Genomic DNA, 12881 nt, shown 5'->3' with positions numbered 1-12881 from the left:
TCTCCTATCCGGTCGAACGCGGTCGTGGGCGAGGGGCCGGGCGACTGCGGCGGGTTTCGCGCCAGACTGAAACAAGACCGGCGCCAATGATCAAGGTCGATCCGATCCAGACCGGGCCGTCTGGCCATTCGTCAAAGACTAATACGCCCCAAACCACGGCCATCGGCATGGCGATATATTCAAACGGAGCAACCAGACCAGCCTCGCACTGGCGATAGGCCTGGCTGACCAGATAACCGCCGACGGAGCCGGCTAGCCCCACGGTCAGAAACAGGAGCCAATCCTGAGAGGCAGGCCAGATCCAGGCGCGCAGGATGAACTGCAGACCAGCGCTGTCGGAGGTGGCGAAGCGCCCGTCACCGGCTAGCAGGCCGACAAGGGAGCTGACCAGCAGAAACCCAAGCGTCGGGTAGAAGGACAGTGTCGCCGCCTTGTCCGAACCGCCAGCCCGGCGGGTCAGGACATGCAGCGTGGCATAGCCGCAGGCACCGAGAAACGGCAGGATTGCAGCAGGCTGAAAGGTGCCGGGACCCGGGCGCATGATCATCAGAATACCGACAAAACCGATGGCAACCGCCATCCAGCGCCAAGGGCCAACCCGCTCTTTCAGAAACAGGACTGACAGGCTGGTGACAACCAGCGGCGTGGCAAAGGCAATCGCCACCGCTTCGGCGATGGGCATGATCGCGAGACCGGTAAAGAAACAGAGATTGGCAAATAGCACCGCGAGGCTGCGCAGCAGATGCAGACGGGGTTGCCGCGTGCGCAGAATGCCATAGCCGCCTTCCAGAGGGATGATCAGCGCCAGCAAGACGAATATGGCCACGACGGAGCGGAACATCACCACCTGATATAGCGGGTAATCGCCGGACAGGAATTTGAAGATGACGTCGATGATGGAGAAACAGATGGCGGCCCCGACTGCCGCAAGGACGCCAAGAATGGGGAGGCCTGCCTGTTGCTGCGTCACATCTGCTCTCCCCCTCGGTGATTGGTGCAATCAGTGACGCAACGATGGGCAAAGGGCAAGAGCAGGGGGCGACCGGACCGGTTCAGGTGGCGCTTGCGGCGCGGATCTCACGCTCGAGCGCGTCGAGAAAGCGGGATCGGTCGGCTTTGGTAAAGCCTTTGCCGCTGCCCCCGGCACCAAGCGGATTGGCGGCGCGCAGATCTGCCATCAGATCGCGCATCGCCAGTTGTTGGCCGATATTGGCCTCTGTGAAGCGTTCCCCATTGTGCCGCAACACCCGGGCGCCGGCCTCGATACATTTTGCGGCCAGCGGAATATCTCCGGTGACCACGACATCGCCGTTTCCGCAACGCTCGGCGATCCACATGTCGGCTACATCGGCGCCTTCAGATACGATCACGGTCTCTACCAGCGGGTTCTGCGAGGGGCGCAGCCCACCGTTTGAGACAACATACATCGTGACCTTGTGGCGGGTTGCCACGCGCTCTGCCTCGGCTTTGACGGGGCAGGCATCGGCGTCGATATAGAGCGCCATCACTCAGCGGCCTTGGTGGGTTTTACCTTGGCGGCCGGTTTCGCCTTGGCGGCGGTCTTGGAGGTCTCGGGGCCGGTCTTCTTCACCTTGAACTCCTCCGGGATCGGCATCCGGTTGAACGCGTCAAGGCCGGCAATCTTATAGGCCTCGGCCAGGGTCGGATAGTTGAAGGTGTTCTGGACGAAGTAATCCACCGTGCCTTTGAGGTTGAGCACCGCCTGGGCGATATGGATCAGTTCGGTTGCGCCTTCGCCGACAATCTGAACACCGAGCACTCGGCGCGTCTTGAGAGAGAACAGCATCTTCAGCATGCCGTGTTCCAGCCCCATGATATGACCGCGAGAGGTTTCGCGGAAGCGCGCGATGCCGATTTCGTAGTGGATGCCACGTTCCTGGAGTTCTTCCTCCGACATGCCGCAGGTTGACATCTCAGGCACCGAATAGATGCCATAGGGGAACCATGGGCTTTCGGGCAGGGTCGGTGTTTCCAGCGCGTGACAGGCTGCAACCCGCCCCTGCTGCAATGAGGTCGACGCCAGGGAGGGGTGGCCGATCACATCGCCGGTGGCATAGATATGCGGCACGGCGGTCTGATAGGATTTGCGATCAACACTGAGACGGCCGCGGTGATCCGTTTCCAGACCAACAGCCTCAAGGTTCAGCGCCTCGGTATTGCCCATGCGACCAGCGGCGAACAGCAGCATGTCGCCGCGTACATGACGTCCGTTCTCCAGGCTCACCTCGATATGGCTGCCTTCGTCCTCGATCTTGGTGATGGCAGAGCCGAGACGCAAATCGACGCCGTTCTCGCGGATCTGGTGAGTGAAATCCTGAATCAATGTGCTGTCGATGAAGTCGAGGAAGGTGTCGCGCGGCTCGATCAGGGTCACACGGACATCAAGGGCAGAGAACATGGTGGCATATTCGACGCCGATCACCCCAGCTCCGACCACGACCAGCGAACGCGGGATTTCCTCCATTTCGAGGAACTCATCGCCGTCGACGACGGTTTTGCCGTTGAATGGTACATACTCCGGGCGATAGGTGCGCGTGCCGGTGGCAATCAGGAATTTCTCGCCGGTGACACGGGTGGTATCGCCTGCCTCGGTAGCGACTTCGACCTCGTTCGGGCCGACAAAACGCGCAAGGCCGGCCAGGACCTCGACGTGGTTTCGGTTGAACTGATGTTCCAGCACGTCGACCTCATGGTCGAGGGTCATGTGCAGGCGGGCCTTGAGATCCTCGGCCTGGATCTGATCCTTCACCCGATAGGCGCGGCCATAGAAACTGCGCTCGCGCCAGCCAGAGAGGTTCAGCACGGTCTCTCGCAGGGTTTTGGACGGGACAGTGCCGGTATGCACCGAGACACCGCCCAGACGATCCTTGCGGTCGATGACCAATACGCGGCGGTGCAGTTTGCCTGCCTGAATCGCTGCGGTGCGCCCGGAGGGGCCGGATCCGATAATGATGAGGTCGTAGTTGAAATCTGCCATGTATCAGCCCCGGTAGAGCGCTTCGGCATGGAAGGACACATGGTCCTCCATGAAGGTAGAGACAAAGAAATAGCTGTGGTCATATCCCGGCTGCATCCGCAGGACCGCCTGCTGGCGGCGGGCCGCCGCAGCCTCGGCCAGAGCCTCCGGTTTCAACAGGTCGAGGAATTGATCGGATGTGCCGGTGTCGATCAGGATTGGCCCGTCAAAGCCGCTCTCCTGCATCATCAGGGTGGCGTCGTGGCGCGCCCATGCGGCTTCGTCAGTGCCCAGATAGGCCGTCAGCTGCTTGCGGCCCCAGTCACTGGCCGAGGGGTTGCAGATCGGCGCGAAGGCCGACACCGACCGGAACCGGCCAGGCAGGTTCATCGCCATCGTCAGCGCGCCATGTCCGCCCATGGAGTGGCCGGTGATCGACTGGCGATCCATATCCAGTGCAAACTGCTCAGCCAGCAGGGCAGGCAGCTCCTCGGTGACGTAATCCCACATCCGGAAATGCGGCGCCCAGGGATCCTGGGTGGCGTTCACGTAGAAACCAGCCCCCTGTCCCAGGTCATAGGCTTCGTCATCCGCAACCCCGTCGCCGCGCGGGGAGGTGTCCGGAAACACGATGGCGATCCCCTGTTCCGCGCACCAGGCCTGCGCGCCTGCCTTGGTCATGGCGTTTTCGTGGGTGCAGGTCAGCCCGGACAGATACCACAGCAGCGGAACCGGCCCATCGGCGACTTCCTCCGGCAGGAACAGCCCAAAGGTCATGTCGCAATTGGTGCTGCTGCTGGCATGGCGATAGACGCCTTGCACGCCTCCGAAGGCGGCATTTTCCGAGACGGTTTCCATGGGGCGACTCCTTTGTTCTATGTTGCTCTATCGCTACCTGTGGTCAGCCATAGGGTCCAGTGACTGCGCGTCTGTGGTCCCTGTTTTTGCGACATATCATTGCAAAAACCTGAAGACTGCGGACGCCGATGGCCGCGATTGATGTCAATATCGCCCGGTCAGCGGTCGGATCGGCTCAGGGCTGCGTCAATACCGAGACCCCGGCGATCACCAAGGGCAGTGTCAGGATCGAGAGTGTCGTCGACAGCAGGATGGCGGCTGAGGCCCGGTGTGGGGCGACCCCATAGTGTTGCGCCAGCATGTAGACGTTTCCGGCCACCGGCAGCGCTGCGGCGGCGATTGCGACACCGGCGGCATAGGGATCCACAGGCACCAGCACCAGCACGCAGAGCGCCACTGCGGCCGGGTGCAATACCAGCTTGGCGAAGCTGAGCCAGCTGGCAATCTGCACCCGTTCGGCAGATTTGGAGGCCAGAGACGCGCCGATCGCAAAGAGCGCGCCGGGCGTTGCCGCATCGCCCAGCAAGGCGAGAAACGCATTCGCAGGGGTCGGTATCGGCAGCGCCAGCGCCGACCAGATCAGACCTGCGCAGATCGACAGGATCATCGGGTTTCGCAGCAACCCACGACCAACCAGCCCCAGCGTGGCGCCGCTAAGGCCGCTGCCGCGCCCCAGGTTGATCAGGACGACGATCAGAGAGGAAAACACCACCAGATCGACGCTGAGAACCAGCATCATCGGCCCTACCGAGGCCGGGCCGAACAAGATGATCATCATTGGCAGGCCGAGAAAGCCAACGTTGCCGATGGCCGCGCATTGCGCCTCTACTGCGGCGGTTTGCATGTCGAGGCGACGCAGCGCAGCCACCAGCGTGGTGACCCCATAAACTACCGATGTGCCCAACAGATACCCGAGCACCAGCCGGGGATCGAAGATCTCCGAAAAAGACAGATTGGCGGCAAATCGGAAGATCATTGCCGAAAGTGGGAAATAGAAGACGAACTTTGTGAGGCTGGCGGTGGCCTCTTCCGAGAAAAAGCGGCTGCGACCGGCCCAATATCCAAGACCGATGATCGCAAAAAACGGGAGTGTTCTCAGAAATATGTCGAGCATCGTGGGAATTGGTAACCTAATTTGACCAACTCGGGAAGAGCGTTTCTCACCCCGCGCAGGGCTCCCGCCTGTCATCGGACCTCGGATGAGGTCCTCTTCCCGTTGGGCCGGGCAGCGCTGACGCGCTGGCACCTATCCGTTGGCCCCCATGGCGTAACCGCAGAGCCGCCGCCATAAGCGGTTCCGGTGTGTTTCCATCCGCGCGTTTGCCTATGCCGACAAACGCGTTAAGCTCATGTCATGAGTTGGACAGATCGTCGGCGCAAGCGTTTTTTTGTTCGCCGCGCAGGGCTCTGGCTCATAGACTATCACGACGCCGCAACCGTTTGTGAGGTCACGCTTGACCTTGCCGCAGAATGCCTAGATTGGGCCTGCAACCCGCGATATCCGATCACTGTGTCGCCCCCTGACCGAGAGTATTGATGAACCAGCCAACCGCTATTCCCCGCAAGGGTCGCAAATATGATCAGGTGCTCCTCGGTGCGCGGGATGTGTTTATGGCCCATGGGTTTGAGGGCGCCAGCGTGGATGATATTGCCCGAGAAGCCGGGGTCTCGAAGGCAACGCTCTACAGCTACTTTCCGGACAAGCGGCTGTTGTTCATGGAAGTTGCTCGGCACGGTTGCGCGCGTCAGGCTGACACAGCGGTCAGCATTGGCGCGGGTTGCTGTGACCCTGAGACCGCGCTGCGTGAGGCGGGGCACCACGTTCTGTCGGTGATCCTGTCGGAGTTTGGCGTGAAGATGTTTCGCATCTGCGTTGCCGAGGCGGACAGGTTTCCGGATCTGGGACGCCGCTTCTACGAAAGCGGACCGGCAACCATCCGGGCGCAGCTGCGCGAGTATCTGGCAGAAGCGACCGCACGGGGCGAGCTGCGGATCGAGGATCTGGATCTGGCGGCTGATCAGTTTGCGGAACTGTGTCGCGCGGATATGTTCCTTAGGCTGCTTTTCAACATCGACGCCGATATCGGCGATGACGAGCGTGAGCGTGTGGTTGAGGCCGCGATCAAGACGTTTCTTGCCCGCTACGGGATCGCTGGTACGGCAGGCAACAGTGCTCGCTGATCTGCCATCGGGTCGAACCGGCTAGGGCAGCTCAGTGAGTGGTGAATTCGCGCGGTGTCTCACGGTAGATTTGGTGGCAGTTGTGACAGGCGGATAGCAGGCGCGGCAGGCTGCGTTTCAACCCGACCGCCGAGCGGGTATTCAGTGCGCGTGCCGCGCGTTCGGCAGACTCCGCATGGCGTTTGAAATCAGCCCAGTTTGCCCAGATACCGCCGCGTGCATGGGATGACAGATCGGTGACATCCTGGCGGAATTCGCGCGGAATGCGGCGCGTTGACCGGATCAGAGCGCGTCGGGCCGCGCGCGCGGCACCGCGATCGAATGCGATGTAGTCGCGGGTCATCGCTGCAAGATCCTGAACGGCCGTTTTTTGGCCACCCATCAGAGCGATACGTTGGGCAACGTGTTTGTTGGTCGGTTGAGGATCGGCATCGACCTTGCCGGCCAGCAGCAGAAGTGAGGCGATCAGCAACGCGCTGCCCATGAGAAGGCAGAGGCCCCCCAGACCACGCCAGTGCTCGTCGGCTCGGGTCTGAACCCGGTCAGATCGATGGCGTTGTTGTTTGGGGTCATGCTGCATGGTCTCTTGGCTCCAGATCCTGATCAGGCGCGATGCGAAAAAACTATGCGGTTGAGGTTAGATCCCGGTTAATGATGGGACAGACGGGCTGGCTAGAACCCTTCGGCGATGGTCGAAGCGTTTGTACTAGGCGCAATCGCGGGCGGCGGGTTATCGTCTGGCCATGAGCACTCCTCGATTTGATATTCTGGGCCAGGCGCTTTCCGATGCCAGCCGCACCCGTATGTTATGCGAGCTGCTGGACGGTCGGTCCTACACCAATAAGGAGCTGGCGGCGGCGGCAGGTGTCACCGCGCCGACAGCAACAGCGCATCTGCAGCTGCTGCAATCCGCAGGCCTGGTCGTTGCTGAAAAGCGAGGGCGCTGCGTTTTTCACAGGTTGGCCAGCGCCGAGGTGGCACAGACCCTTGAGCAACTGGCTGCGATTGCGCCGTCGGATCATCTGCATCGTGCGCAGCAGCGAAAGGCGGGTGTCCTGGCACCATTGCGCAGTTGCTACGACCACTTTGCCGGTCCATTGGCGGTGGCGATGACCCGACGGTTTCTCGATCTTGGAATTCTGGTTGAGCGCAACGGCGGGTTCGAAGTGATTCCGGCAGCAGAATGGGACCGGCTGGGAGTGACCCTGCCGACACGGCCTTCACGGCAAGCCTTTGCGAAGCCCTGCATGGACTGGACGGAGCGGCGCCTGCATATCTCGGGCGAATTGGGGCGTCAGCTGTTGTCTCACGCGCTGACTTCGGGCTGGGTCAAGCGTCAGCCGGTCAAACGGGGGCTGCTGCTGACCGCCCCGGGACGTGCGGCTTTTGAGCAGACCATCGGTCTGGACACACGCTCTGTTCTGCCCGAGCTTTCGCCTTCCTGAGGACGCCAGCTGCGGCGCAAGGTGGCAATAATGCTTGATTTACTGTCTGTTTGGCGCAACGCTGTCATTATGAGCTTTGACCAAGTGCAGCCCTTCTCATCGTTTTCCGGCCCGCAGCAGGTTGCCTTTCACCGGACCGAACTTTCGGTGATCCTGTCGTTGTATGGCCGTATGGTTGCAGCCGGGGAATGGCGGGACTACGGCATTTCGACCCTTCGGGATTTGGCCGTTTTCTCGGTGTTCCGGCGCACCGCTGAGCACCCTCTTTACCGTATCGAGAAGCGTCCCAAGCTGCGTAATAGGCAGGGGCAATATGCGGTTGTCGGTATGGATGGGCAGATTCTGAAGCGCGGCCATGATCTCAAATCCGTGTTGCGTGTGCTCGAACGCAAGCTCATCCGATCCGTGACCTGACCGCCGGTTGCGGCGCTGCCTGATGATCCGGGCCGCGAAGAAGCGGCTTCAGAGGTCTGGGCGCCGGTGACGAGTGATCGGTCCATCGCCTTGCACCATGATCCGCTCCACCGCATCCGCCACCGGCTCCAGTGCAACCGCCATATGATGGGCGTTTGCATGGATCATGGTTTCGTGGTCCTGCATCAGGGCGACATGGCCCTTCCAGAACAGGAGATCGCCGCGTCTGAGATCACTGGGAACCGCTGTGTTGCCGAGCAATATGTCTTGGCCCAGTTCATTTTCCTGCTGGTCGCTGTCACCGGGGCAGGTGACGCCGCAGGCCAGCATCGCCGCCTGGACCAGACCCGAGCAGTCGATCCCCCAGCGGCTGTTTCCGCCCCATAGATAAGGCGTGCCGAGAAAGAGCTGTGCAACCGCGACCGGATCGGTTTCGGGCACTGAAACCGGCCGCAGATGAGACGCGGGGATGAACCCCAGATTGGTTTCCGCAAATCGATCTGTGAAAGCTAGGACGCTCACCCTGCTGCCGTGGCTGAGACTGCAGAGGTCGGCGGATTTCATATCTGCGGCGCTATAGGCATGTGTTGCCGGTGTGCAGACCCGATGGGTTGCGGGGGCGGCATCGGTTGCGAGGGCTGTGGCCGGAACATAGCCGACATAGCCATCAGCCATAGCCTGCACGAACGCCCATCCATCGCGCTCTTCGTAGATCGTGATCTCGGCGCCAAGCAACAGTTGACGGTCGCGCGGCCCGTCCGGGCGCCGTAACAGGTTTACCACGGGCAAACGAATACAGGCGGGTTGTCCTGTCACTGCCGTGCGGTCGGGCGAGTGCTGCGCCAGATGTGCAGCGATCACGCGGTCATTGGCCGGGGTGCGGCGGGGATCGGTCATCCGGTGCCTCAGAGGCTCAGCATGGTTGGCAACGCATCGAGCAGGGCCCGAGCGCCCTGCAATGCGCCGCCCTTTGGCCGGGCCGGGGCGGCGGTCGGCGTCCAGCCATAGATGTCGAAATGGATATACCGGCTGCCGCCGGCAAAGCGGCGCAGGAACAGAGCCGCGGTGATTGATCCGGCAAAGCCGCCGCTTGGCGCGTTGTCCAGATCAGCGATCAGCGGTTCAATCATGGTCTCATAGGGCGCGTGAAAAGGCATCCTCCAGACCGGATCGGCTGAGGCAGCGGCGGCCGCGCTGAGCGCATCGGCATCGCTATCGCTATCGGTGTAAAACGGCGCCAGATCCGGACCGACCGCCACACGCGCCGCGCCCGTCAGCGTGGCCACGGAGATAAGCAGATCCGGGGCGTCTTCCGCCGCGTAGGACAGGGCATCGGCTAGGACCAGCCGACCTTCGGCATCGGTGTTGTTGATTTCGACGGTCAGACCGTTGCGCGCGGTGAGTACATCACCGGGGCGAAAGGCATTCGCCGAAACGCTGTTCTCAACCGCTGGGATCAGGACGCGGAGCTGCAAAGACAATTGCAGCGCCATGATCATCTCTGCGAGCCCCAGGACATTGGCGGCACCTCCCATATCTTTTTTCATCAGGGCCATGCTGCTGCCGGGTTTGAGATTGAGGCCGCCGGTGTCAAAACAGACGCCCTTGCCTACAAGGGTGAGCTTCGGGCCAGTATTGCCCCAGCGCATATCCAGCAGGCGGGGGCGACGATCCGAAGCGCGGCCAACGGTGTGGATCATGGGGAAGTTCTGCGTCAGAAGATCTTCATCGGCGACAACGTCAAGGGCGGCGCCATATCGATCCGCCAGCGCCTGTGTTGCCTCCTGCAAATCCTGCGGCCCCATGTCAGAGGCGGGCGTATTGATCAAGTCGCGAGTCAGATATTCCCCGGCCGCGCAGGCCTCGATCCGGGCTGCATTGATGCCCTCGGGTGCGATCAGATGGGTTTCGGAGACGCGCCCGGATTTATACCGATCAAACCTATATTGGGCGAGCAGCCAACCTAGGCACTCAGCCGGGCGATCCTCCTCGGCGATCCCTTCGACCAGGCGATAGGTTGCTCCGGGCAGCGCAGAGAGGGCGCCGGCCAGAATGAACCTGCCCCTCGCGCGGTCCTTGGCGGTGCCGTATCCCACCAACACCTGTCTGGGCGCACCGTCGCGATCCGGAATGACGAGCACCTGCCCGATGGCGCCGCGAAACCCATTGGTGCGGGCCCAGTTACTGGTCTCGCTCGGCGCATTGGCAAGCCAGTCTTCGCACTTGTCCTGATCCAGCACATGCAGATCGAGGCTGGCCGTCGCCGGGTCGGCGAAGGCCGGACGCGCAAGGCGGCTGATGGCGGATGGCTTGGCAGAGGGCATGACAGGATACTCCGGGACCGGGGGGCGATTTCATCGTCAGAGTATCTGTCACAGCGCCGTCTGCAAGCCCTGCTGATTGTCGGTCAACCCGTGGTTTCAACAGGTTGCATCCGCCACGGCCGCAGGCGCAACGCCAATAAGGGCCCCGCTAAGAGCCCGGACGCATAACCTGCGTCGCTACGAAATTGCCATTTGGTTGGCATCAAGCCTTGGTCTGACAGTTGGAGACCGGCTCCATCGGCGGCAGATCCGCTGTCAGATATATCCGAGCAAGTGTCCCCCCAGGATCACTTGTCAGACCGAAAGGTCCTGTTGCTCCCATACAGCGGTCAGGGATCGCTCGCCGATCCGCATCAGCCGGAACAGGGTCGCCGAAACTGCTGCAAAATCGTTTATGTCGATCGCGCCGGTCACGTCACGGGCAACCCGTGCCATTGCTGTCATGCCAATCTGATCGGCGATAGCGATCAGGGAACGCGCACTTTTGCGTAGGTTTGGCAAATCGTTCTGGCGCCAGAGACGTTCGCAATGAGACAGCCGCACGGCGAGTTCCTCGATCGCGCGACAAACCACATCTTCTGCCCCGGCTTCGCCGAGTTGCGTATAGAGATCCGACAGTTTGTCGGAGTCTAGGCGCACATTTTCTTTGTGTACTACAGTGAGTATTTGAGCCACCACATTAAACCCCAATTTATTCATGCCCCCACGGCACGGGCCAAACTTGCGCCTTAGAAGTTGTCAAAAGGTTTCCAGCCGGATGACCAAATCTCTCGAATTTGCTAACAATCCTTGGTAACAGACCTGCCAGAGGTCAATCGAGGAACGACACATGCAATTTGCCAAACCCCTGCCGAGCTATCTGGTGACGCGCTATCATGGGTGGAAAGCCACGACCTATAGCGAAAATCAAGGCTGGTACCGGCGGCTCGCCAGCGAAGGGCAGCGCCCGCGCGCGATGGTTATTTCCTGCTGCGACAGTCGGGTTCATGTCACCTCGATTTTCGGTGCCGATCAGGGCGAGTTCTTCATTCACCGTAATATTGCGAATTTGGTGCCGCCTTATCAGCCTGACGGCGATCACCATGGCACCAGCGCGACCGTTGAATACGCTGTTACCGTTCTGAAGGTGGCACATCTGATTGTGTTGGGGCATTCACAATGCGGTGGTGTGCAGGGATGTATCGACATGTGCAAAGGCCATGCACCAGCGCTGGATGCCAAGGAGAGCTTTGTCGGGCGTTGGATGGATATCCTGAAGCCGAAGTTTCCGCTGGTCGAAGATATCGAGGATACCGACGCGCAGGCGCGTCAGTTTGAACGGCAGGCGGTGGTTGCATCGCTCGAAAACCTGATGACCTTCCCCTTCATTGATAGCGCCGTGCGGGATGGAACATTGAGCCTGCATGGCCTTTGGACCGATATCGGCGAGGGTGGTCTGGAGTGTTATGAGCCGCGCAGCGGCAAGTTCCAGCCGGTCTGATCGGGGGCATATCGCCAACGCAAAACGGTCCCGATCAGACCTCAGGCCGCCGCCGGATTTGAAGCGGCGGCCATTCTCAGCGCTGCTTGCGTATAGCCGCCCGCGGCCCCGTCGATGAAATGGACGTGATCGTCGCGCATCGCGGACGGTACGATGCAGGTTACCAGCGCTTCGTCCTGTTCGTGAAGGCCATAGCGCACCTGCCCTGCTGCCGCGGCTTTCTCCAGGATATGCGTGATCTCGTCGCGCACCTCTGCCGGACAGTCGAGTGTCAGTTTCAGGCCATCGTCGAATTTTCGAAAATCCGCGTTGGCGACGAGCATTCTGCGGTAATGCTGGGCATCAAAGCCACCAATCGGACGCTTGCGGGTGAGCGCATAGGCCGCAAAGACAGTCTGAACAAACAACTGCAGCTTTCGCAAAATCAACGCGGTTTTCCCGCGTGACATCTTTGCCTCCAGCGTCAGACCCGGCGGGGGGAAGCTGAAGCTTGGCCCGCCCTCCGGCACCGGATGACCATGGCGCTGCAACTTGTCTGCAACTGCGAGAACATCGCTGGCGATTTTGGCAAAATCCCTGGCTGAGGCCCGACTATCGGGCTGCACCACGACCGAGAGGATCATCCCGTTGCGAGCCGGTATCGTATTCCAGCGGCAGGACAGGCCTGTCAGATCCGGCGGATCGGGCAGCGGTGCGGGGGGCACTTCGAAACCTCCCAGCTTCATCTGCCGTTCCGCCCAGTTGAGGCCACCACCGGCAAACATTGCGTAGTCGGCCGCGTCTGAGACGGCATAGCGGGCAACGGCGACATCCAGGCCTTCGGCTCTGATCCAGGACACCGGCAGCAATGCGGCGCGCAGCTCGATGTCGAATTCCGCGCTGGTCCAGCTGCGCAGCCGCGCCAGCGTGTCGCGCGCGATAGCGGCGTGTTCAGGGGCCACTGCAAAGGAGGCGCCGTCACCGCCAAAGACATAGGGAAACGGCGTGCCTCCTAGGGCGTTGATCATCGCGGCAATCGCCGAGGCGCCGATGGTGTTTACCGTCTTGTAGCGCCCGGTCGCGATCAGATCGGTGGAATTGACGATATCGCAGCAGCCGACCATCCAGTCCCTCGGCAGCGGCGTAAAGGCACCAGAACGGGTCAGACCGGCAAAGTCGCGGCTGGGCGCTAGGCTTTGGTAGAAACCATCCTGTGTCATCTG

Annotated in this window: 14 protein-coding genes; 4 read left to right on the top strand and 10 right to left on the bottom strand. The window is 61.2% G+C overall.

The annotated features are described in order from the left end of the window. Positions 1-4 precede the first annotated feature (4 nt). The 5 genes from VWZ87_RS04520 to VWZ87_RS04500 all read right to left on the bottom strand — a co-directional run bounded on the left by VWZ87_RS04520 (position 5) and on the right by VWZ87_RS04500 (position 4949). Entirely contained in the window at positions 5-970 is a 966-nt protein-coding gene (locus VWZ87_RS04520; protein WP_416534552.1) for a DMT family transporter, read from the bottom strand. A gap of 82 nt (positions 971-1052) precedes the next feature. Continuing rightward, positions 1053-1508 (bottom strand): YaiI/YqxD family protein, encoded by a 456-nt coding sequence (locus tag VWZ87_RS04515; protein WP_340546428.1) that lies wholly within the window; start codon positions 1506-1508, stop codon positions 1053-1055. Beyond that, positions 1505-2998, bottom strand: coding sequence for a Si-specific NAD(P)(+) transhydrogenase (gene sthA / locus VWZ87_RS04510; RefSeq protein WP_416534551.1), 1494 nt, complete (start codon positions 2996-2998; stop codon positions 1505-1507). Before sthA ends, VWZ87_RS04515 begins: the two co-directional genes overlap by 4 nt. A 3-nt stretch (positions 2999-3001) precedes the next feature. After that, positions 3002-3835, bottom strand: a complete 834-nt coding sequence (gene fghA / locus VWZ87_RS04505; RefSeq protein WP_340546430.1) for an S-formylglutathione hydrolase — start codon at positions 3833-3835, stop codon at positions 3002-3004. A gap of 175 nt (positions 3836-4010) precedes the next feature. Beyond that, positions 4011-4949: an AEC family transporter gene (locus tag VWZ87_RS04500; protein ID WP_416534550.1), complete on the bottom strand. Its 939-nt coding sequence runs from the start codon at positions 4947-4949 to the stop codon at positions 4011-4013. A 422-nt stretch (positions 4950-5371) separates the two neighbouring features. On the opposite strand from VWZ87_RS04500, the gene VWZ87_RS04495 reads away from it, so the two are divergent. Then, positions 5372-6016 carry a TetR/AcrR family transcriptional regulator gene (locus VWZ87_RS04495; protein WP_416534549.1) on the top strand — a complete coding sequence of 215 codons (645 nt, stop codon included), beginning with the start codon at positions 5372-5374 and terminating at the stop codon, positions 6014-6016. 31 nt (positions 6017-6047) lie between these two features. Here the strand turns inward: VWZ87_RS04495 and VWZ87_RS04490 are convergent, their stop codons facing one another. Further along, positions 6048-6596, bottom strand: coding sequence for a cytochrome c (locus VWZ87_RS04490; RefSeq protein ID WP_416534548.1), 549 nt, complete (start codon positions 6594-6596; stop codon positions 6048-6050). 163 nt (positions 6597-6759) lie between these two features. On the opposite strand from VWZ87_RS04490, the gene VWZ87_RS04485 reads away from it, so the two are divergent. Beyond that, positions 6760-7461 (top strand): ArsR/SmtB family transcription factor, encoded by a 702-nt coding sequence (locus VWZ87_RS04485; RefSeq protein ID WP_340546434.1) that lies wholly within the window; start codon positions 6760-6762, stop codon positions 7459-7461. A gap of 69 nt (positions 7462-7530) precedes the next feature. Continuing rightward, the gene (locus tag VWZ87_RS04480; RefSeq protein WP_340546435.1) at positions 7531-7875 is read left to right on the top strand and encodes a DUF2794 domain-containing protein; all 345 of its coding nucleotides are present in this window, start codon (positions 7531-7533) and stop codon (positions 7873-7875) included. A gap of 48 nt (positions 7876-7923) precedes the next feature. Here the strand turns inward: VWZ87_RS04480 and VWZ87_RS04475 are convergent, their stop codons facing one another. From VWZ87_RS04475 to VWZ87_RS04465, 3 genes are all read right to left on the bottom strand, one after another. Then, entirely contained in the window at positions 7924-8772 is an 849-nt protein-coding gene (locus tag VWZ87_RS04475) for a C40 family peptidase (RefSeq protein WP_416534547.1), read from the bottom strand. 8 nt (positions 8773-8780) lie between these two features. Further along, a complete protein-coding gene (locus VWZ87_RS04470) occupies positions 8781-10199 on the bottom strand; it encodes a leucyl aminopeptidase family protein (protein ID WP_416534546.1) in 1419 nt (472 codons plus the stop codon). Between the two features lie 294 nt (positions 10200-10493). Further along, positions 10494-10898, bottom strand: coding sequence for a hypothetical protein (locus VWZ87_RS04465; RefSeq protein WP_340546438.1), 405 nt, complete (start codon positions 10896-10898; stop codon positions 10494-10496). A gap of 130 nt (positions 10899-11028) precedes the next feature. Here VWZ87_RS04465 and VWZ87_RS04460 point away from each other — a divergent pair, with 130 nt between their 5' ends. After that, positions 11029-11679 (top strand): carbonic anhydrase, encoded by a 651-nt coding sequence (locus VWZ87_RS04460; RefSeq protein ID WP_340546439.1) that lies wholly within the window; start codon positions 11029-11031, stop codon positions 11677-11679. Between the two features lie 41 nt (positions 11680-11720). Here the strand turns inward: VWZ87_RS04460 and VWZ87_RS04455 are convergent, their stop codons facing one another. Beyond that, positions 11721-12878 carry a DUF3095 domain-containing protein gene (locus tag VWZ87_RS04455; RefSeq protein ID WP_416534545.1) on the bottom strand — a complete coding sequence of 386 codons (1158 nt, stop codon included), beginning with the start codon at positions 12876-12878 and terminating at the stop codon, positions 11721-11723. Positions 12879-12881 lie beyond the last annotated feature (3 nt).

The sequence above is a fragment of the Phaeobacter sp. JH20_37 genome (assembly GCF_048056015.1).
In the GTDB taxonomy this organism is placed as follows: domain Bacteria; phylum Pseudomonadota; class Alphaproteobacteria; order Rhodobacterales; family Rhodobacteraceae; genus Phaeobacter; species Phaeobacter bryozoorum.
This window is presented reverse-complemented; position numbering and strand designations above follow the sequence as displayed.